The organism is Rhizobacter sp. J219, assembly GCF_024700055.1.
GTDB lineage: Bacteria > Pseudomonadota > Gammaproteobacteria > Burkholderiales > Burkholderiaceae_C > Rhizobacter.
The window spans coordinates 5,095,498-5,113,570 of sequence record NZ_JAJOND010000001.1; the positions used below are offsets into that span (position 1 = coordinate 5,095,498).

Here is an 18,073-nt window from a genome sequence, read left to right on the forward strand (position 1 = left end):
CGCGATGGGGCCATTCTTCGGGTGGCGGTTGGCGCTGTCGTCATCAACGTGGATGAAAAAGCGACCTCGCGCCGCGCTATCGTCATGGCCTGTCGCACACAGGAGGTCCGCATGAAAAAGCTGCTCATCGTCGCCCTGGCGCTCGGCGCTGCGGGCCTGGCCCACGCCCAGACATCCTCACCCTCGGTCTCGCTCGGCCTGCGCGCCTGGCACACCCAGTGGGACACCTTCAGCTACACCCTCGACCAGAACGGCGACTCCGTCGTCATCCAGGTGCCGGCCGAAGACAAGCTCGTGTTCCTGCCGGTGCTCAGCATGCGCTGGGGCAACTTCACCGGCTCGCTGAGCCTGTACCCGTCAACAGAGCACGAGATGCTGGGCGGCCGGCGCGACAAGCGCAAGGAGTTCGACTTCAACCTCGGCTATGCGGTGACGTCTGCCGTGGCGCTCACGCTCGGCTACAAGAAGGTCGAGCAGCGCGGCAGCCTGCTCTACGCGCTCGACGGCCCGGTGGCCGGCATCAGCGGCACGGCGCCGTTCGGGCAGGGCTGGTCGCTCTACGGTTCGTTCGGCATGGGCTGGATGAAGAGCACCGGCGGCAGCGACGTGAAGTTCGATGCCGACTATCGCCTGAGCGAAGTTGGCGCGGCCTACTCCATCCCCACGGGCGGCTTCATCAAGGCGGTGACGCTGACGGCCGGCTACCGCACGCAGGTGCTGACGTCGAAGGAAGCACTGCCCGGACAAGACGGCCGCGACCTCACGCAGGGCTTCACCTTCGGCGCGCTGGCCTCGTTCTGATCAGAAGGCGGGCGGCACCGGCACGTCGTGGTCGCCGGGGCAGCCGGCGAAGCAGAACCTGCCGCTGAACGAGCCGTAGATGAACGGCGTCTGGCGCTTGCGGTACTTGCGAAACGTCTCCTGCTCCACGCCGAGCGTCACGCGCTTGATGAACTCTTCGACGTAGAGCCCGCGGGTCTCGATGTGCGCGAGGATGTGCTTGGTGAGCGGCCCATTGCGGCCGTCGCCGTCGAAGGCCAGGTCTTTCGACGCGGTGGCGTAGAGCACGATGGTGCCGGGCGGGGCGTCCTTGATGGGCGCGAGCCCGTTGCTCGCGCGGGCCACCGTCTCCAGCGCACGCACGAGCTCGGAGCGAGGCGCGGCGCTCACACGCGAGCCGGGCTTGTGCTCGACTTGCTCGAAGAGGTCGGCGCGGCAGGCATCGAGCACCACCAGCTGGAAGCGCGCACGCCGCTGGCGCAGGCGGTCGAAGAGATCGTCCACCGCATAGAGCACCTTCGTCGGGTCATCGGTGGCCGATTTCAGCTTCACCTGAGTCGGAATCAGGTAGTTGCCGTGCCCGGCCTGCACCCCATGGCCCGAGTAGTAGAAGACGCCCACCGCGCCCGCGTCGAGCGCGGCCACGTAGGCCTTCACCAGCGTGTCGAACTCGGTGCGGTCGCGCACGTTGGTCGCGCAGGTGGTCTTGAAGCCGAGCTTGCCCAGCGAGCTGCACATGTCGGCGGCGTCGTTTGTCGGGTTCACGAGCTTCACCACGTTGTCGTAGGCGGCGTTGCCGATCACGAGCGCCACCTTGTCGGCTTTGGGCGGGGCGCTGGCGCAGCCGCCGAGCAGGGCGAGGCACAGGCACAAGCCGGGCAGCAGGAGTCGGATCGACGTCATCGCGGGTGTCTCGGGTGCTGGGTCAGGCGAATGATGCGTCGTCCTTCGCCGATGCGCCAGACCGGGCGCTGCTCGGCCGAACGATTCATACTGGCCGGCATGCACAACGGCTCCACCTTCTCCCCCCGGCGCCGGCACGTCGTCGCGCTGCTGGGCGCTGCGGCCGTGCCCGTCATCGCGCCGGCGCAGGCCCGGTTCCCCGACAAGCCGATCACCCTCCTCGTGCCCTTCGCCCCCGGTGGCATCGCCGACATCACCGCACGTGCGGTGTCGGAGGTGATGGCGCAGAAACTCGGGCAGCCGATGATCGTCGACAACCGGCCGAGCGCCGGCAGCATCGTCGCGAGCCAGGCGGTCGCGACCGCCAAGCCCGACGGCCACACGCTGCTCCTGATGAGCAACGGCAATGCGGTGAGCGTGGGCCTCTTCAAGAAGCTGCCGTACGACACGAAGAAGGACTTCGTCGGCGTGAGCACGCTCGGCTACTTCGACCTCGGCGTCTTCGTCGCGAGTAGCTCGCGATTCACCTTGCTGAAAGACGTGGTCGCCTACGCCAAGGCCCACCCCGGAAAGCTCAACGTCGGCACCATCGCGGCCGGCAGCACGCAGCATCTCGCGGCCAAGATGTTCGAGACGGTGGCGGGGCTGGAGGTGGCGCTGATCCCGTACAAGGGCAGCCCGGCGGTGCTCGCCGCGCTGCGCAGTGGCGAGATCGACGTGGCCTTCGAGATCCTCGGGCCGATGCTGCCGCAGGTGCAGGCCGGCATGGTGAAAGCGCTGGCGGTGTCGTCCGACAGGCGCAACCCCGCGCTGCCCGAGGTGCCCACCGCCATCGAGGCGGGCGTGGCGGGCTACAACGTGGCCTCGTGGAACGCGCTGGCCGCCCCGGCCGGCACGCCACCTGCGGTGGTCGAGCTGCTCAACCGCGCGGCCCGCGAGGCCGTCGCCTCGCCCGCCGTGCGCGACAAGCTGGCCAAGCTCGGCATGCGGACCTCGGCCAGTTCGCCCGCCGAACTCGAGAAGCTGCTCGCGAGCGAGATCGACCGTTGGAGTGCGGTGATCCGAGCCGCCAAGATCGAGCCGGAGTGATCGGCGCCGCGGCCGGCCCCTTCACGAAACCTGAAGAGGCCTTGCGCCGCAGCCGTCTAGCGCCGCGAGGCGCTGCCGCCTAGAGTTCGCCCCATGGTCGACGTGCTCGTGATTGGCGGTGGCAACGCCGCACTCTGCGCCGCACTGATGGCGCGCGAAGCCGGTGCCTCGGTGCTGATGCTCGAAGCGGCGCCGCGCGAATGGCGCGGCGGCAACTCGCCGCACGTGCGCAACCTGCGCTGCATGCACGAGGCGCCGCAAGACGTGCTGGTCGAGGCCTACCCCGAAGAGGAGTTCTGGCAGGACCTGCTGAAGGTCACCGGCGGCAAGACCGATGAGCGCCTGGCGCGCTTGGTGATCCGCGCGTCATCGACCTGTCGCGACTGGATGCGCAAGCACGGGGTGCGCTTCCAGCCCTCGCTCTCGGGCGCGCTGCACACCGCGCGCACCAATGCCTTCTTCATGGGCGGTGGCAAGGCGCTCGTCAACGCCTACTACCGCAGCGCGCAAACGCTCGGCGTGCAGGTGCGCTACGAGACGCCCGTCGACCACATCGAGCTGCGTGCGGGGCGCTTCGTTGCCGCGCATGCCGGCCCACTGCGCTTCGAAGCCCGGGCCTGTGTGCTGGCCGCCGGCGGCTTCGAGTCCAACCGCGAGTGGCTGCGCGAAGCCTGGGGCCGGAACGCCCGTGGCGAATGGCCGGCCGACAACTTCCTGATCCGCGGCTCGCGCTTCAACCGCGGCACGCTGCTCAAGCACCTGATCGACAGCGGCGCCGACGCGATCGGCGACCCGACGCAGGCGCACATGGTGGCCATCGACGCGCGTGCACCGCACTACGACGGCGGCATCTGCACGCGCATCGACTGCGTGTCGCTGGGCGTGGTGGTCAACCGCGACGCGCAGCGGTTCTACGACGAGGGCGAAGATTTCTGGCCCAAGCGCTACGCGATCTGGGGCCGGCTCGTGGCGCAGCAGCCGGGGCAGATCGCCTGGTCGATCATCGATGCGAAAGCGGTGGGGCGCTTCATGCCGCCGGTGTTTCCGGGCACACAGGCCGACTCGCTGCCCGAGCTGGCGCGACAGCTTGGGCTCGATGAAGCGAGCTTCATGCACACGCTCGACGCCTACAACGCCGCCTGCCGACCCGGCACCTTCGACCACACCGTGCTCGACGACTGCGCCACCGCCGGACTCGCGCCCGCCAAGACGCACTGGGCGCTGCCGCTCGACACGCCGCCGTTCTACGGCTACGCCCTCAAGCCCGGCGTGACCTTCACCTACCTCGGCCTCAAGACCGACGAGCACGCCGCGGTGCATTTCAACGGTGTGCCGAGCGACAACCTCTTCGTGGCCGGCGAGATGATGGCTGGCAACGTGCTCGGCCAGGGCTATACCGCCGGCGTGGGCATGAGCATCGGCACGGCCTTCGGGCGCATCGCGGGCACGAGTGCGGCGCGGGCGGCGATGAAGGAAACGGCGCATGGCTGAGTCTCGTGTGATTCCCATCGTGCCGCTCAGTGCGGCGCGAGCCGAGGTCGAGCGTGTGTTGACCATCTGCAACGCCTGTCGCTACTGCGAAGGCTTTTGTGCGGTGTTCCCCGCGATGACGCGGCGCCTGTCGTTCCCCGCGGCCGACGTCGACTACCTTGCCAACCTCTGCCACAACTGCGGCGCCTGCCTGCATGCCTGCCAGTACGCGCCGCCGCACGAGTTCGCCGTCAACGTGCCGCAGGCGATGGCGCGCGTGCGCGGCGACACCTATGCCGACCATGCCTGGCCGCCCGCCCTGGGCGCGCTGTACAAGCGCAATGGGCTGGTGCTGTCGACGGCGCTGGCCGCGGGGCTGGCGCTCTTTCTCGTGCTGGCGGTGATCAAGCAGGGCAGCCTGTGGCAGCCGGCGGTGGGCGGCAACTTCTACGCGGTGTTTCCGCATGGGCTGATGGTGGGCCTCTTCGCGCCGGTGTTTCTGTTCGTGGTGTTCGCGCTCGCGATGGCGGTGCGGAGCTTCTGGCGCGGCGTCTCGCCCGGCGCGGCATCAGCACCAGCCGTGGAGGAGGCGGCCCGCGACGCGCTGCGCCTCTCCTACCTCGATGGCGGCCACGGAGAAGGCTGCAACGAGCGCGACGACGGCTACACGCTGGCGCGCCGCCGTTTCCACCACTTCACGTTCTACGGTTTCGCGCTGTGCTTCGCGGCGACCTGCGTCGCCACGCTCTACCACTACCTTTTCGGCTGGCAGGCGCCCTATGGCCTCACCAGTCTGCCCAAGCTGCTCGGCATCGTGGGGGGTGTGTCGCTGGTGGTGGGCACCGTCGGCCTCGGGTGGCTGAACCTGACGCGCCACCCCTCGCAGGGTGATGCCGCGCAACGCCCGATGGACCGGGGCTTCATCCTGCTGCTGTTCCTCACCGCGGCCAGCGGCCTCGTGCTGATGCTCGTGCGGACCACGCCCGCCTTGCCGCTCGCCCTGTGCGTGCACCTCGGGTCGGTGATGGCGCTCTTCCTCACGCTGCCCTATGGCAAGTTTGCGCACGGCGTGTTCCGCGGCGCGGCCCTGCTCAAGTGGGCGATCGAGAAGCGGCGGCCCCACTCGGTGGTGATGGGCGAGTAGGGCGTTCGCGTCCCGCGCGTGTGGCGGGACGAGGGCTCAGTCGGGGTTGTTCGGCCGCAGGGGCGAGAAGCGTTCGTCCTTGCTCGTGAGAAATGGCAGCGTGCGGCTGGCCGTCAGCCACGAGACGCCGAAGGCGACCAGCCCGAGCGCTTCGCCGTAGAAGACGAAGCGGCTGTGCACGTGCTGCGTCATGCCGCCCTGCGTGAAGGTCTCGATCGCGAGCGACCCGATCGACAGCAGCATGGCGATGCCGCAGGCCGCGTAGATCCACGAGCGCACGTTGGCGCGCCTGTTGTGCTTGGCACGCGCCCGGCGAAAGAAGCCCCAGCACAGGTAGGCGAGGATCAGGAACAGCACGATCGCCGCGCCGCCATGCAGGCCCTCGATGATCTCCTCGCGGTTGACGCAGCGGCAGGGGAACATCGCGATGATGATGCCGCACAGCGCCGCCACCTTGCACAGCACCATCTCCACCTTGGAATAGCCGTTGTAGGCCAGCATCAGCGCCGAGATGGCGAAGAGGAAACCGATGAAGATCACCTGCGACCAGCCGTTCTCGAAGTAGGCCGCGCTGATGGAGGTGAGCGTGTTCTTCGCGAACGCACTTGTCAGCCACGACAGCGTGATCGCGATCACGCCGACAAGCAGCTTGATGGTGCGGTGGTCGATTTCGTGGTGTTCGGGGCGGGCGGACATGGGCGAGGTTCTCGGCTGAAGGGTGGAACGGCGGAGGTCACCAGGGGTGTGCGTTTCCCAGTGAGCGGATGTGCCCGAGCAGGCGTGGCGGCACATACAGCTGCGTGTGTCCGCCCTGGCCTCCGATCTCGTACTCCCAGTTCAGCGAGAGGCGGGATGCCGTGCCTTCCAATGCGACGAGTTCGCTGCCGACCTGGAAGCGGTGGGTTTCTCGTCCGGAAAGCCCGTCCATGATCGCCAGGCCGGAACGGCTGGCACCGGGCAGGCAGAACCAGTTGCCCACGCGCAGGTCGGGCTTGCCGGCCGAGGGCCGTCTCATGAACTGGAAGAGTTCCGTGTCGGGCTCCAGGCGCTGTTCGTACATGGGCTTGCCGAGGTCGAAACCGTCGAGGATCGCCTTGACGATCACGGGATTGGTGACGCCGTTGCGATCGAGGTAGTCGCGGGCGCCGGCTTCATTCAGCAGCTTCATTGGCGTTCTCCATGCGGGGCGTACGAAGTGTGTCGGGCGGCGGCGGGGTACGGCATCCTTCGTTGCGATGAGGACTTTGTCTCAAGGTCCCGTCAACAGCCCGGCCACCATGAGCGCCATCCCTGCCACGCCCAACGCCCAGACCCCGGTGCGCACGCCCTGGATGCCGGCGTAGTAGATGGGCAGGTACACCACCCGCGCCCAAAAGAAGATCTGCGCACCGAGGAGCACGCGTTCGTTGTTCGGCGCGGCGATGGCCGCTGCCAGGGCCAACGCGGCGAAGAGGATGAAGTTCTCCATCGTGTTCTTCGCAGCCCGGTCTGCGCGTGCGGCGAGGGGCGTGGGCTCTGGCAGGTTGTCGCGGTTGCTCATGGCGAGCTTCATGTCGCCTTTCGAGCGCAGAGTGCTGGCCACGATGATGGCGAGCCAGGTCAGCACGGTCATGGCGACGACGAGGGTGAGCAGTCGGGTCACGGGGTCTCCTTGGGGTTTGGGCAGGCGGATCATGCCTCGGCCTGCGCGGGCCCGCCGCGTCGCCTTGGGCGCCGGTCGGCGATGCGGGTCAGCGCCGCGGCGGCTGGTGAAGCAAGGCGGTGCCGATGGCGTCGCCCGCCACACGCGGGTAACGTGCCAGCACCTCGGGGTCGTGCCCCGGCACGAGATGCGTGGCCGAGCCGGCGATGTCCATCAGCCGGCGGTGCCCCGCCAGCATGTCGGCCACGCTGAAGACGATTGGAAAGGGCCGCTCGCCTTCGATGTTCTCGTAGTAGTGGCCGGCGTCCGAGGCGAGCACCACCCAGCCGCGCTCGGTGTGCACGCGCACCGCCTGCAGGCCCTTGGTGTGGCCGCCGATGAGCAGCAGCTCGACACCGGGGGCGACGCTGCCATCGCCAGCGTGGAAGACCACGCGGTCGGCGTAGACCTTGCGGACGAGTTCCACCACGTCGTCGACGGCGTAGGCATGACGCATCGCGGCGTGGCACATGCAGCGGCCGGTGGCGTAGTCGAGTTCGCCGTCCTGCACGTGGAAGCGAGCGCTGGGCAGCAGCGGCAGGTTGCCGGCGTGGTCGTAGTGCAGGTGGGTGAGGATCACGTCGCCGAGGCTGGCCGGGTCCACGCCCAGCGTGCGGCAGGCCTCGATGGGGCAGCGCAGCCACTGGCGGTTGCGCTTCACGCCGGTGGCCTGGCTGAAGCCGGTGTCGACGAGGATGTTTTCCGTCTCGCCCTTGAGCAGCCAGACGAAGAAGTCCATCGGCATCGGGCCGTCGTGGTCGTCGGCCGGGAGGAAGTTGTCGCGCCGCCGGCGCGGCATGCTGGCGTACTTGATCGCGTAGACCTCGTATCGAGGCAGGCTCATGGTCAGGTGCTGATCAGCTGGCTGATGACCGGATGGTATTGGTCGCCGAGACCCGCGTCGATGGCGGCCTGGTACCACGTGTCGACGATGCGGGCGCTTCTTGCGTCGACACCGGTGTCTTGCGCCAACTTGAGCGCATAGGCCAGGTCCTTGCGGGCGTAGCGCACCGAGAACGCTCGCTCGGGGAATTCGTCGGGGAGCATGGCCTTCATGCCGTGGTTGCGCAGCGCGAAGCTGTCGGCGCTGCCTTTGCTCAGGGTCTCGAAGAGCAGCGTGGGGTCGACGCCGGCGCGCTCGCCGATGGCCTTGGCCTCGGCGAGCGCCACCACCGTCTCGAAGAGCACCATGTTGTTGAGGATCTTCACCACCTGCCCGCAGCCGACCGGGCCGCATAGCGCGATGTCGGTGGCGAAGGTGGCGATGAGCGGCTTCACACGCTCGAAGCTGGCGGCATCGGCGCCGACCATCACCGAGAGCGTGCCGGCTTCGGCGGCAGCGCGGGTGCGGGCCACCGGCGCGTCGATGAAGGTCGTGCCTTTCTCGGCGAAGGCCTGCGCGAGCGCACGCGTGGAGTCGACCGGCGAGGTGCTGAGGTCGACCACGGTCTGGCCGCTGCGCGCATGGGCAAGCAGGCCGTCGGGCTGGTGCGCGAGCTGGTGGACGACCTCGCCCGACGGGAGCGAGAGGAAGACGGTGTCGGCCGCCGCCATCACTGCAGCCGCGCAACCGGCGCGGGCCACCCCATCTTCGGCGAGGCGCTGCAGCACCAGCCTGTCGAGATCGTGCGCGTGGACAGTGCGGCCCGATTTGCGCGCGAGGTTGCGGCACATCGGCTCGCCCATCACGCCGAGGCCGATGAAGCCGAGAGTCGATGTCGTCATGCGGTCATAGGCCGAGGTAGATGCCCTTGGCCTGTTGATAGAGGCGCAGGCCCGTGAGGCCTTTCTCGCGACCGAGGCCGCTGTCCTTGAAGCCGCCGAAAGGCGTGGCGATGGAGAGTTGTTTGTAGGTGTTGATCCAGACCGTGCCGGCGTCGAGCGCGCGCGCCACGCGCCAGGCGCGTTGGTAGTCGGCGGTCCAGATGCCAGCGGCGAGGCCGTAGGCGCTGTCGTTGGCTTGCGCGATGAGGTCGTCTTCGTCGTCGAAGGGCAGGGCGCAGAGCACGGGGCCGAAGACCTCCTGTTGTGCGATGGCGGCCTGGTTGGTGATGCCGGTGATGACCGTGGGTTGGTAGAACGCGCCGGCGGCGAGGTGTGCACCGCTTGGGCGAGCGCCGCCGGCCACGATCTCGGCGCCGCTGGCACGCGCGGCCTCGACCATACCCTCGATGCGCTCACGCTGCGCGAACGAGGCGATGGGGCCCATCTCGGCGCCCGTCGCGTCGGGCAGGTCCACCCGCAGGCGCCTCGCCCGCTCGTTGATCCTCTGCAGCACGTGCCCGAACACGCTGCGCTGCACGAAGAGCCGCGAGCCGGCCACGCACGACTGGCCGCTGCCTTCGAAGATGCCGACGGCCACGGCGTCGATGGCGGCGTCGAGGTCGGCATCTTCGAAGAGGATGTGCGGCGACTTGCCACCGAGTTCGAGCGCCACCGGCATCAGCTTGCGTGCCGCCGCTTCGGCGATGCGCCGGCCGCTCGCAGTGCCCCCGGTGAACGACACCATCTTCACGCCGGGGTGGTCGACGAGTGCGGCCCCAGTGATCATGCCCGTGCCTGGCAGCACGTTGAGCAGCCCCGGCGGCAGTCCGGCTTCGAGCGCGATGCGGCCGAGTTCGAGTGCGGTGGAGGGCGTGATCTCCGAGGGTTTGAGGATCACCGCATTTCCGGCCGCGAGTGCAGGTGCGACCTTCTGCGCCTCCATCGTCATCGGCGAGTTCCACGGCGTGATGGCCGCGACCACGCCACAGGGCTCGTGCACCGTCATCGAGAGGTAGTGGCCGCGCGACGGCGTGAGCTCTCGGAGCCGAGCGTCTCGCACACCGAGGCGTAGTAGCGGAAGGTCGCGGCCGCGCTCTTGACCTGCGCCACGCACTCGGCCCAGACCTTGCCGTTCTCGATCATCTGCAGCCGCGCCAAGGTCTCGCTGTCTCGCAGCATCAGCTCGCCGATGCGGTGCAGGAGCGCGGCGCGCCGCGGCGGGAGCATCTGGCGCCAGGCCTTGGCATGCAGGGCGTCGGTGGCGGTGGTCACCGCGTCGCTCACGTCGGCGGGGCCGGCTGCGGCCACGCGGTGGTTGAGCTGGCCGGTGGCCGGGTTGATGGAGTCGAGCGGCACCGTGCCGCGGCCCGGACGGAACTCGCCGCCGATCAGCAGCGGTCGTGGTGTGTCGTCTGGGGTGCCGGTCGTGGGCATGCGTGTCTCGTTGGATCTATTCTGTTAAACAGAATCATGGTTCTGTGTATCGAGGGAGTGTCTCGCCCGCCTCAGGCTGCCGTCAAGGCGGGGCGGTGTTATCCCTGAGGGCGAGTGTGAGGTTCTCGTCAGCTCGAAGGATGCAAGGCGGGCGGAGGCTGCCGACAATCGCCGCAGGAGGTGATCCACATGCCCGTCATTCAGGAAGCCCAGACCCGGAACCTGCTGCAAAAGAGCCCCGACGCGAAGCTCGTGCAGCTTTCGAAAGACGCAGAGTTGGTGACCGCCCTCACGGCGGTCTTCAATGCCTCGCTCGACATCGCCGAAGAGATGCCCGCCACCAAGGGCCAGTTGGTCGGCGTGCTGGCGAAGAAGGGCCACGCGATCTCGGGTCTGGCCGAGAAAACCTCGGGCTCCAAGGCGCTGGAGGTCGGCAACTTCATGGTGGGCCAGTCGCTCAAGTCGATCGGCCTGCTCAAGGTGGCGGGTATGACGCCTGGGCGCGCGTCGGCCTACATCACGCTCACGCTGGCTGACAAGGTGGTGTCGGCCGCGGGGCTGGCCCAGCTCGACAAATGCCACATGGCGATCGCGACGCTCGCGGTGTCGAGCGGTGCCGGCGCGTTCGCCTGCGTGGGCACGGCCGGCATCGGTTGCGTGGCGGGTGCCATCGCCGTGGCGGCCGACGCGTTCAACGTGTACGGCCAGTGCCGCGGCCGCTGGTGAGTCGCGGCTAGTGGCGCGGCGATGATGTGCGCCGAGCGGTGCGCTCGGCGGCGGGCCAAACGCCTCCCAGTTGGCGCGTGGCGGCTTCGCAGGCTTCGAGCAGCGGCTTCACCATCTTCTTCACCGCTGATTCGGTGAAGCGATCGAGCGGACCCGACAGCGACAGCGCCCCGAGCAGCTGGCCACCGGGCCCGAACACCGGCCCGGCCACCGCGCCGCACAGCGGGTCGCGCTCGCCGAAGGAGTATTCGGCGAGTTCGCCGCCGAACGCCTCGGCATCACCGGTGCCGAAACGCAGCAGCACCTTGCCCGCCGCACCGCGCTTGAGCGGCAGCAGGTCGCCGGCGCGCACGCGGTCGAGCGTGGAGTGGCGCGAGTCGAAGCGCAGCAGGCACAGGCGGGTCTCGTCGTCCTGCCGCACGTGGAACGACGGGCTTTCGGTGCCCCGCTCCACCAGCGCCTGCATCAGCGGTGCGAGCTGTTCTTCCAGCCGGTTGTTGCGTTCGTAGGCGCGCCCGAGTCGAAAGGCGAGCGGCCCCAGCACATAGCGCTGGTCTTGCCGCCGCAGCACGAGGCCGCGCCGCTCCAGCGTGACCATCATGCGCAGCACCGCGCTCTTGTAGAGGCCGGTGGTTTCCGCGACGCCGGTGAGCGTAAGCGGCTGTTCGGCGCGCTCGATCGCCTCGACGATGGCGAGCGCCCGCTCGACGGCGGCCACACCTTCCATGTTGGCGGCGTAACCGGGCGACAGCTTGGGGGCAGGGGCGGGGCGTGAGGGCATGAGCAGCGGTCTGACGGGGCGTGCGCGTGTGGAGCCGCAGTATGGCGCAGCGTTGCACGCACCCACCAATGGGGGAGTCACCTTCTTCGTGGCTGGGAAAGGTCCTGTGGGCGAGTGGACCGTGATGCAATACGCGGATGAACGAGGAAGTCCAGTCGCTGCGCAAACGCCTGCAGGATCTGCACGAGCAGCACGTCACCGGTTTCGTGAACGACCCGCAATACGCGGAGGCCCGCGCGCTGCTCGAGCGCAAGCTGGTTGATGCCGTGATGCGCAGCCCCGATCCCGATGAAGAGTGGCCGGCGACGGTGATGATGGGCGACATGCGGCCCGATGCCGTGCTCCTGCCGCCGTTGACGATGCCTGCCACGCCGGCGAAGTCGGATGCGCTGCGCTGGGTCATCGGCGCGGGTGTGGCGGCAGTGGCCGCTGCGGCGCTCACGTATGCGTGGGCCGTGTCGTCGCGCTCCTTCGCCACGCCGGCGCGCGCCAGTGCCACAGCCGATGGTGCAGCCGTGCTGCGCGGCACCGAGGGCGCCTCGGCGCCCGCACTGGTCATGGATGTGGCCGAGTCCGGCTCATCAGGTCCGCCCGCCGCGCCGATGGGCCAGGCGATCAGCGGCACCGTGGCCTTGTCGCCCAGCCTCTCGCAACAGGCGAACCCGGCCGACACGGTCTTCATCTTCGCCCGAGCGGTGGAGGGTCCGCCCATGCCGCTGGCGGTGATCCGCAAGCAGGTGAAGGACCTGCCGTTCAGCTTCTCGCTCGACGACAGCATGGCGATGTGGCCCGACGCGAAGGTCTCCGCCTTCCCGCGCGTGGTGGTCACCGCCCGCGTGAGCAAGAGCGGCGAAGGCCAGGCCCGGCCGGGTGATCTGGAAGGCCACTCGCCGCCCGTGGCCGCGGGGGCCAGCGGGCTGCAGATCGCGATTGCGAACGTGGTCGGAAAGTAGCCGGCTGTCGCGCTGCGCTTTTGAGTCGGGTTTCTGACGCGTGTCAGATCGGCGCGAGCACGAAGTCACCCGCCTCGTGGCCGGCAAAGCCGATCGGGGCGTATTGCGGCTGCTGCTGGATCTTGAGCCGGCGCGCCAGGTGTGCAAAGCGGGCCGCCACTGCGCCGTGCAGTTCCTGCGCGGCCATCGGTGAGTGCACCTGGCCCAGCACATCGAGCAGGCTGCGGGCGAAGAGCGAGTGGTTGATGCTGCCGCCATCGACCACCGGCTCCATGCCGCCCGAGGTCATCGCCACACGTGCACGCTGCTGGCTCAGCTGGCGCAGCGGGCCCACGCGCTGTTCCAGCGTCAAGGCCTGGTCGACGGCCGGCACCAGCGAGCGGGTGAGCGTGCCCGAGTAGCACGAGTCGGCGATCACCAGCACGTGGCGGGCACTCATGGCCGAGAGCTGGTCGGTCACGTCGATCACCGACACCCACTGCGCAATGTCTTTCTCGTCGCCGTCGACGGGAATCCAGTAGCCGCGGGCGGTCACCGTGTCCATCTGGCCGTGGCCGGCGTAGTACACGACCACCTGGTCCTGCGGGCCGACCTGCTGGCGCAGTTTGCTCAAGCCTGACAGCAGCTGCTGGCGCGTCACGTCTTGCAGAAGCGTCACCTCGAAGCCGAAGCGTTGCTTGAGCACGGTGGCGACGGCGTGCGCATCGGCGCGCGGCGTGTCGAGCGGCGTCCAGCGTTTATAGGCCTGGTTGGCGATGACGAGGGCGTGGCGCTTGCCGCTGATCAGCGGGGCGAGCGGTGGGGTGAGCGGTGGGGTGTTGAGCGGTGTGACCGCGGTCGCGGCCAGCACGGCGCTGGCAGGCGTTGTGGCGGCCGGCGCCGTGCTCGCCACCAGGGGCGCCGAGCGCTGCACGAGCTTCAGCTCGGCCTGCGCTTGTGCGCCCACTTCGTCTTCGGCTTGCACCAGCACGGTTGACGGAGCGTCGCGCACCGTGAGGGGAATGCTCAGCAGCCCTTGCGCGTCGGTGGCCTGCACCTGGCCATTCACCCGCACGGACTTCACGCCGTTGGTGCTGGCCACCCGCACCACCACCTCCAGCGGCCCGGGGCGCGCTCTCGAGCGTGATGGGTGCACCGGCCACGCGCGGCAGCGGCATGGCACCGAGCGGCGAGACCACGTCGACACGCAGACGCTCTGCCCGCTGGATGGAAAGGCCTGCCACCAGGCCCCCCGTCGCCTGTTGCACGAGCGAGCCGATGCGGCGGTACGCGTCGAGCGAACTCAGGCCCTGGGCCGCGGCGAGCATGGCGCTCTTCTCCAGGAAGCCGGCCAGGCCGATCAGCGCGCGAGCGGAGCCTTGGGCGGCGGCCTTCTCGTACCACGACTGCGCTTCGGCGCGCTCGCCACGCTGGTCGAGCAGTTCGGCCATCGTCGTTTGCGCGGCAGGCACTCCCTGGCTGGCCAGCGGCAGCAAGGCCGCGACAGTCACGGGCCGGTCTGGCGTGGACGCAAGGGCGGCAGTGCCACCACTCGTGGCCGTGGTGTTCGCGGGGGACGAGCCCGCCGTCTGCGCCTGCACCTGTGGCTCGACGTATTCACCGCCCGCCGCCTGGCACTGCGAAGGCGACAGGCGCGTGGCCCGCCGCGGCATGACGGTGGTGCTCAGGCCCAGCCGCCTCACCTGACCAGGCAGCAGGCAGTGCACCAGACCATCCGCCGGCTCGGCCTGCGCGGTCGGTGCGTCGGCCGCTTTCGCAGTGGTGTTCCAGACAAGGCCCAACAGCAGCGCGATGCCCGCAAGCACCCCTTGCCGCGCACGCGGCGTCGACAGCAGCCTCATGACAAGCTCAGCCGGCGCGGAACTGAACGCGGCGGTTGCTGCCGTTGTACGGGTCGCTCTTGTCGAGCAGCTTGTGCGGCCCCTTGCCTTCGACGCCGAGTTGCGACACCGGCAGCTTCTTCACGTTGACGAGGTAGCTGCGCACGGCCGCGGCACGGCGCAGTGAGAGGCTTTCGTTGTAGTGCACGCTGCCCTTCGCGTCGGTGTGGCCTTCGACGACCACCTTCACCGTGCCTTCGGTGAGGCGGATGCCTTCGGCGATCACGTCGAGCTGCTGGCGTGCCTTGGCGTTGAGCGTGGCCGAATCGAAATCGAATGGCACCGGCACCGACACGGCGCTGGCGTCGGCCGGGTTCCTGGTGGGCGTCTGCTCCAGCAGCGCAAACGGCGAGCGGCCGTTGATCGGCGCCTGGCCGCGCAGCTTGGTCGCTTCGCTCGCACCGCGAAAGAGGATGTCGGCCACCTCTTGAGCGGTGGGCTGCTGGCCTTCGCCGTAGACCATCACGGTCTGCGCCTGCGTGAGCCAAGGCGTGACGAGACACGCCAGCGTGGCGAGTGTGAGCTTGGTGTTCATTCTTTTCTCCCTGTGAACGCAACCGCGGATTTTTCCATGCGGTATGCGCTCGACAGCCCCCACATCGGAGGGAGCGCGAGACACCCAAATGCAACCAACGGAAACGGTGTGGCGCACGCCCCGACGTCCACATGGCATCCACCCGCAAAGGGGATGTGCGCTCGAGGGTGATGTCTGGATGATCGCGGCTTTTTTGTCCAGACGGGCGGCGTGAGAGAGGGGCCGCACGTGATCTTCCACAACAACACCATGAAGAAATCCAACATCACATCGCTGTCATCCTTGGCCGTGTTGCCATGTCTCCTGTCCGTCGCGGCCGATGCGTCGGCGGCCATCGAGTGTTCGCCGAGCGCCATGGTCTCCGGCAGCACAGTGGCGCTGGTCGGCAACTGCATCGACACCGACACCAACCTGGCCATCACCTCGGGCAGCGAGGTCTGGCACATCGGGCCTCCAGGCAGCTCGTCGCCGCTCGGCAATCGCAACGTGGCCGGCGGCACGCTCACCGTGCCGGCCCTGCCGGGCGAGCACACCTACTACGTCTCGGCCATCGACACCGGCTACGGCGGCCTGGTGAGCGTGGCCGGTGAAGGGGGCTACCCGACCACGGTGGTGACCCTGCCGTGCCCGGGTGAGGTGGCCACCGCAAACGCGCCGCGTGCACGCGCGCAACGGGTGCGCCGCCACGACCACGACTGCGTGGCTCCGACCACCACCGCCGGCGAGCTCGCCACGCCGCTCATGGCGGTACAGGGCCAGCGCCTGCAGAGCAACCTCGACCACGCGCAGTCGCGCATGCGCACGCTGCGGCGCCACCGCAACGTGCCGGCCTTCGAGATGCAGGGCGTGCCGTTGCCGGTCCTGAAGACCGACGACCCCGCTGCCGCGGCCCGAGACACCCGACGCATGGGCGTCTACCTGCTTGGCCTCGGCGACTACCTGCGCCAGAACCGCAGCGACACGCAGTCCGAATTCAAGCTGCGCAGCACGGCGCTGTCGGTCGGTGCCGACTACCGCTTGAACGACGATTGGGTGATCGGTGCCAATGCCGGTGGCTCGCGGGCCCGCATCGACTTCGCCGAATCGGTCAGCGAGCAGAAGAGCCGGGGCGGCCAGGTGACGGCGTATGCAAACTGGAACGTCGCCGATTCGGCCTACGTGAGCGCGACCCTGAGCTACGAGGCCACGCGCTATGCCCTGCAGCGCGACGATGGCATCGGCGGCATGGCCGAGGCCAGGCCCGGCGGCAAAGGGCTGGGGCTCAGCCTGTCGGCTGGGCGCGACATCAACTTCGGCGCCTGGAGCCTCGGGCCCTATGTGCGCATCGACAGCGTCACCTCGCGCATCGAGGCCTTCGAGGAAAGCGGCAGCACCGAGGCCTTGAGCGTGAGCCGGCAGACGGTGCGCTCAACCAGCTACAACCTCGGCGCGCAGGTGCAGACGAGCGTGCCGGTGTCGTGGGGGCTGGTGCTGCCGTACGTGCGTGTTGAAGCCACGCACCGCACGCAACGCACGCGCGACGCCGCCAGCGCGACGCTGGTCAACGGCAACACCACCGTGCTCCTCCCCACCAGCGCCGACACCAGCGCGGGGTATGGCAACGTGGCGCTGGGGGTGTCGAGCGTGCACCAGGGCGGCATGAGCTGGTATGCCGACTACGAGACCGGCGTGGCGCAGAAGGGCTACCGCAGCCAGCGCCTCGGGCTCGGCCTGCGTTTCGAGCTTTGATCGGCTGCCGCATGGCCCGCGTGCTGATGGCCTGGGAGCTGGGGGCCCACCTCGGCCACCTCACGCGGCTTCGGCCCGTCGCGGCGGCGCTCAAGGCGCGCGGCCATGGGATCAGCTTCGCGCTGCGCGACGTGATGGGCGCACGGGCCTTGCTGCCGCCCGAGCTGGGCCGGGTGTACCAGGCGCCGCTCGCGATCAACGTCACGCCGCAGCCCGCCTGGACCATGGCCGACGTGCTGGTGTCGTGCGGCCACGGCGACGCCAGCCACCTGGCCGGCCTGGTGGCCGCGTGGCAATCGCTCATCGACGCGAGCGGCTGCGATGTCGTCATCGCCGACCATGCCCCCACCGCGCTGCTCGCCGCGCGTGCGGCGAGGGTGCCGGCGGTGCACATCGGGCATGGCTTCTCGGTGCCGCCGCGGCTGTCGCCGCTGCCGGTGTTTCGCGACTGGGCGCCGCCGCCCCCAGCGCATGCGGCCGACGTGGACGCTCAGGTGCTGCGCCAGGTGAACACGGTGTTGGCCGATGCCGGTGCCGCGCCGCTCGATCATCTGTGTGATCTTTTCTATCCCGAGCGCACCTTGCTGTGCACCTGGCCCGAGCTCGACCACTACGGCGGGCTTGGCCGCGGCGAGGGCGAGTACGCCGGCCCCGATTGCGAATACGCCCCCGGCGCAGAACCGGCGTGGCCCACCGGCACGGGCCCGCATGTGCTGGCCTACCTGCGCCGCTCGCACCCCGGTCATGCCGACGTGCTGCAGGCGCTTGCAGCCTCGGGTTTGCCGACGCTGTGCTACCTGCCGGGCGAAGGCGACGCGCCGGTGCATGCCCCCACGCTGCACATCAGCCGCCACCCGCTCGACCTGCGGCTCGCATTGCCGCGCAGTTCTCTGATGGTCTGCCATGCAGGCCAAGCCACAGTCGCGCAGGCGCTCAGGCTGGGCATTCCGGTGTTGATGCTGCCCGAGCACGCAGAGCAGCACCTGATCGCGCGACAGGTCGAACGCAGCGGTGCCGGCGTGAATGCAGCGCTGCAGCCACAACCGGCGCCGTATGCGTCGCTGATCGCCGCGATGGTGAGGCAGGATGGGCCGCATGCGCAGGCGGCTCGAGCGCTTGCACAGCGCCATGCGGCGTTCGACCCCGCAGCCTTGACAGGCCGGATCGTGGAAGCGGCGGAGTCGCTGCTCACCTGAAGCGCCGGG

The 18,073-nt window shown here is 69.1% G+C and carries 17 protein-coding genes and 1 pseudogene; 8 read left to right on the forward strand and 10 right to left on the reverse strand.

Annotation, left to right across the window (positions count from 1 at the left end; all coding sequences use genetic code 11):
- Positions 1 to 111 precede the first annotated feature (111 nt).
- Positions 112 to 801 (forward strand): hypothetical protein, encoded by a 690-nt coding sequence (locus LRS03_RS24285; RefSeq protein ID WP_257828790.1) that lies wholly within the window; start codon positions 112 to 114, stop codon positions 799 to 801.
- On the opposite strand, the gene LRS03_RS24290 is transcribed toward LRS03_RS24285, so the two are convergent.
- Positions 802 to 1,683, reverse strand: coding sequence for a caspase family protein (locus LRS03_RS24290; protein ID WP_257828791.1), 882 nt, complete (start codon positions 1,681 to 1,683; stop codon positions 802 to 804).
- 99 nt (positions 1,684 to 1,782) lie between these two features.
- On the opposite strand from LRS03_RS24290, the gene LRS03_RS24295 reads away from it, so the two are divergent.
- The 3 genes from LRS03_RS24295 (at position 1,783) to tcuB (ending at position 5,386) form a co-directional block, all read left to right on the forward strand.
- Positions 1,783 to 2,772, forward strand: coding sequence for a Bug family tripartite tricarboxylate transporter substrate binding protein (locus tag LRS03_RS24295; protein WP_257828792.1), 990 nt, complete (start codon positions 1,783 to 1,785; stop codon positions 2,770 to 2,772).
- A gap of 93 nt (positions 2,773 to 2,865) precedes the next feature.
- Positions 2,866 to 4,263: an FAD-dependent tricarballylate dehydrogenase TcuA gene (gene tcuA, locus LRS03_RS24300; protein WP_257828793.1), complete on the forward strand. Its 1,398-nt coding sequence runs from the start codon at positions 2,866 to 2,868 to the stop codon at positions 4,261 to 4,263.
- A complete protein-coding gene (gene tcuB / locus LRS03_RS24305) occupies positions 4,256 to 5,386 on the forward strand; it encodes a tricarballylate utilization 4Fe-4S protein TcuB (RefSeq protein WP_257828794.1) in 1,131 nt (376 codons plus the stop codon). Before tcuA ends, tcuB begins: the two co-directional genes overlap by 8 nt.
- A 36-nt stretch (positions 5,387 to 5,422) precedes the next feature.
- Here tcuB and LRS03_RS24310 read toward each other — a convergent pair whose 3' ends face one another.
- From LRS03_RS24310 to LRS03_RS24335, 6 genes and pseudogenes are all read right to left on the reverse strand, one after another.
- Positions 5,423 to 6,082 (reverse strand): hypothetical protein, encoded by a 660-nt coding sequence (locus LRS03_RS24310; RefSeq protein WP_257828795.1) that lies wholly within the window; start codon positions 6,080 to 6,082, stop codon positions 5,423 to 5,425.
- A 37-nt stretch (positions 6,083 to 6,119) separates the two neighbouring features.
- Entirely contained in the window at positions 6,120 to 6,554 is a 435-nt protein-coding gene (locus tag LRS03_RS24315; protein ID WP_257828796.1) for a hypothetical protein, read from the reverse strand.
- Positions 6,555 to 6,635: 81 nt separating this feature from the next.
- Positions 6,636 to 7,028, reverse strand: coding sequence for an MAPEG family protein (locus LRS03_RS24320; RefSeq protein WP_257828797.1), 393 nt, complete (start codon positions 7,026 to 7,028; stop codon positions 6,636 to 6,638).
- Positions 7,029 to 7,116: 88 nt separating this feature from the next.
- Positions 7,117 to 7,911 carry an N-acyl homoserine lactonase family protein gene (locus tag LRS03_RS24325; RefSeq protein ID WP_257828798.1) on the reverse strand — a complete coding sequence of 265 codons (795 nt, stop codon included), beginning with the start codon at positions 7,909 to 7,911 and terminating at the stop codon, positions 7,117 to 7,119.
- Between the two features lie 2 nt (positions 7,912 to 7,913).
- Positions 7,914 to 8,792, reverse strand: coding sequence for an NAD(P)-dependent oxidoreductase (locus LRS03_RS24330; RefSeq protein ID WP_374685078.1), 879 nt, complete (start codon positions 8,790 to 8,792; stop codon positions 7,914 to 7,916).
- Positions 8,793 to 8,796: 4 nt separating this feature from the next.
- Positions 8,797 to 10,265, reverse strand: a pseudogene (locus LRS03_RS24335) (aldehyde dehydrogenase).
- A gap of 189 nt (positions 10,266 to 10,454) precedes the next feature.
- On the opposite strand from LRS03_RS24335, the gene LRS03_RS24340 reads away from it, so the two are divergent.
- Complete coding sequence (locus LRS03_RS24340; RefSeq protein WP_257828799.1) at positions 10,455 to 10,991, forward strand: hypothetical protein; 537 nt, start codon at positions 10,455 to 10,457, stop codon at positions 10,989 to 10,991.
- Positions 10,992 to 10,998: 7 nt separating this feature from the next.
- On the opposite strand, the gene LRS03_RS24345 is transcribed toward LRS03_RS24340, so the two are convergent.
- Positions 10,999 to 11,772 carry an IclR family transcriptional regulator gene (locus tag LRS03_RS24345; RefSeq protein ID WP_257828800.1) on the reverse strand — a complete coding sequence of 258 codons (774 nt, stop codon included), beginning with the start codon at positions 11,770 to 11,772 and terminating at the stop codon, positions 10,999 to 11,001.
- Between the two features lie 137 nt (positions 11,773 to 11,909).
- Here LRS03_RS24345 and LRS03_RS24350 point away from each other — a divergent pair, with 137 nt between their 5' ends.
- The gene (locus LRS03_RS24350; protein WP_257828801.1) at positions 11,910 to 12,725 is read left to right on the forward strand and encodes a c-type cytochrome biogenesis protein CcmI/CycH; all 816 of its coding nucleotides are present in this window, start codon (positions 11,910 to 11,912) and stop codon (positions 12,723 to 12,725) included.
- A 43-nt stretch (positions 12,726 to 12,768) separates the two neighbouring features.
- On the opposite strand, the gene LRS03_RS24355 is transcribed toward LRS03_RS24350, so the two are convergent.
- The gene (locus tag LRS03_RS24355; protein ID WP_257828802.1) at positions 12,769 to 13,860 is read right to left on the reverse strand and encodes a caspase family protein; all 1,092 of its coding nucleotides are present in this window, start codon (positions 13,858 to 13,860) and stop codon (positions 12,769 to 12,771) included.
- 713 nt (positions 13,861 to 14,573) lie between these two features.
- Positions 14,574 to 15,140, reverse strand: a complete 567-nt coding sequence (locus LRS03_RS24360) for an OmpA family protein (RefSeq protein WP_257828803.1) — start codon at positions 15,138 to 15,140, stop codon at positions 14,574 to 14,576.
- 249 nt (positions 15,141 to 15,389) lie between these two features.
- On the opposite strand from LRS03_RS24360, the gene LRS03_RS24365 reads away from it, so the two are divergent.
- Positions 15,390 to 16,868, forward strand: coding sequence for an autotransporter outer membrane beta-barrel domain-containing protein (locus LRS03_RS24365; protein ID WP_257828804.1), 1,479 nt, complete (start codon positions 15,390 to 15,392; stop codon positions 16,866 to 16,868).
- 11 nt (positions 16,869 to 16,879) lie between these two features.
- Positions 16,880 to 18,064: a glycosyltransferase gene (locus tag LRS03_RS24370; protein WP_257828805.1), complete on the forward strand. Its 1,185-nt coding sequence runs from the start codon at positions 16,880 to 16,882 to the stop codon at positions 18,062 to 18,064.
- The last annotated feature ends 9 nt before the right edge of the window (positions 18,065 to 18,073 follow it).

Coding starts and splice junctions, on each gene's coding strand:
- LRS03_RS24285 (WP_257828790.1), top strand. CDS start 112: ATGAAAAAGCTGCTCATCGTCGCCCTGGCGCTCGGCGCTGCGGGCCTG.
- LRS03_RS24290 (WP_257828791.1), bottom strand. CDS start 1,683: ATGACGTCGATCCGACTCCTGCTGCCCGGCTTGTGCCTGTGCCTCGCC.
- LRS03_RS24295 (WP_257828792.1), top strand. CDS start 1,783: ATGCACAACGGCTCCACCTTCTCCCCCCGGCGCCGGCACGTCGTCGCG.
- tcuA (WP_257828793.1), top strand. CDS start 2,866: ATGGTCGACGTGCTCGTGATTGGCGGTGGCAACGCCGCACTCTGCGCC.
- tcuB (WP_257828794.1), top strand. CDS start 4,256: ATGGCTGAGTCTCGTGTGATTCCCATCGTGCCGCTCAGTGCGGCGCGA.
- LRS03_RS24310 (WP_257828795.1), bottom strand. CDS start 6,082: ATGTCCGCCCGCCCCGAACACCACGAAATCGACCACCGCACCATCAAG.
- LRS03_RS24315 (WP_257828796.1), bottom strand. CDS start 6,554: ATGAAGCTGCTGAATGAAGCCGGCGCCCGCGACTACCTCGATCGCAAC.
- LRS03_RS24325 (WP_257828798.1), bottom strand. CDS start 7,911: ATGAGCCTGCCTCGATACGAGGTCTACGCGATCAAGTACGCCAGCATG.
- LRS03_RS24330 (WP_374685078.1), bottom strand. CDS start 8,792: ATGACGACATCGACTCTCGGCTTCATCGGCCTCGGCGTGATGGGCGAG.
- LRS03_RS24340 (WP_257828799.1), top strand. CDS start 10,455: ATGCCCGTCATTCAGGAAGCCCAGACCCGGAACCTGCTGCAAAAGAGC.
- LRS03_RS24345 (WP_257828800.1), bottom strand. CDS start 11,772: ATGCCCTCACGCCCCGCCCCTGCCCCCAAGCTGTCGCCCGGTTACGCC.
- LRS03_RS24350 (WP_257828801.1), top strand. CDS start 11,910: ATGAACGAGGAAGTCCAGTCGCTGCGCAAACGCCTGCAGGATCTGCAC.
- LRS03_RS24360 (WP_257828803.1), bottom strand. CDS start 15,140: ATGAACACCAAGCTCACACTCGCCACGCTGGCGTGTCTCGTCACGCCT.
- LRS03_RS24365 (WP_257828804.1), top strand. CDS start 15,390: ATGAAGAAATCCAACATCACATCGCTGTCATCCTTGGCCGTGTTGCCA.
- LRS03_RS24370 (WP_257828805.1), top strand. CDS start 16,880: ATGGCCCGCGTGCTGATGGCCTGGGAGCTGGGGGCCCACCTCGGCCAC.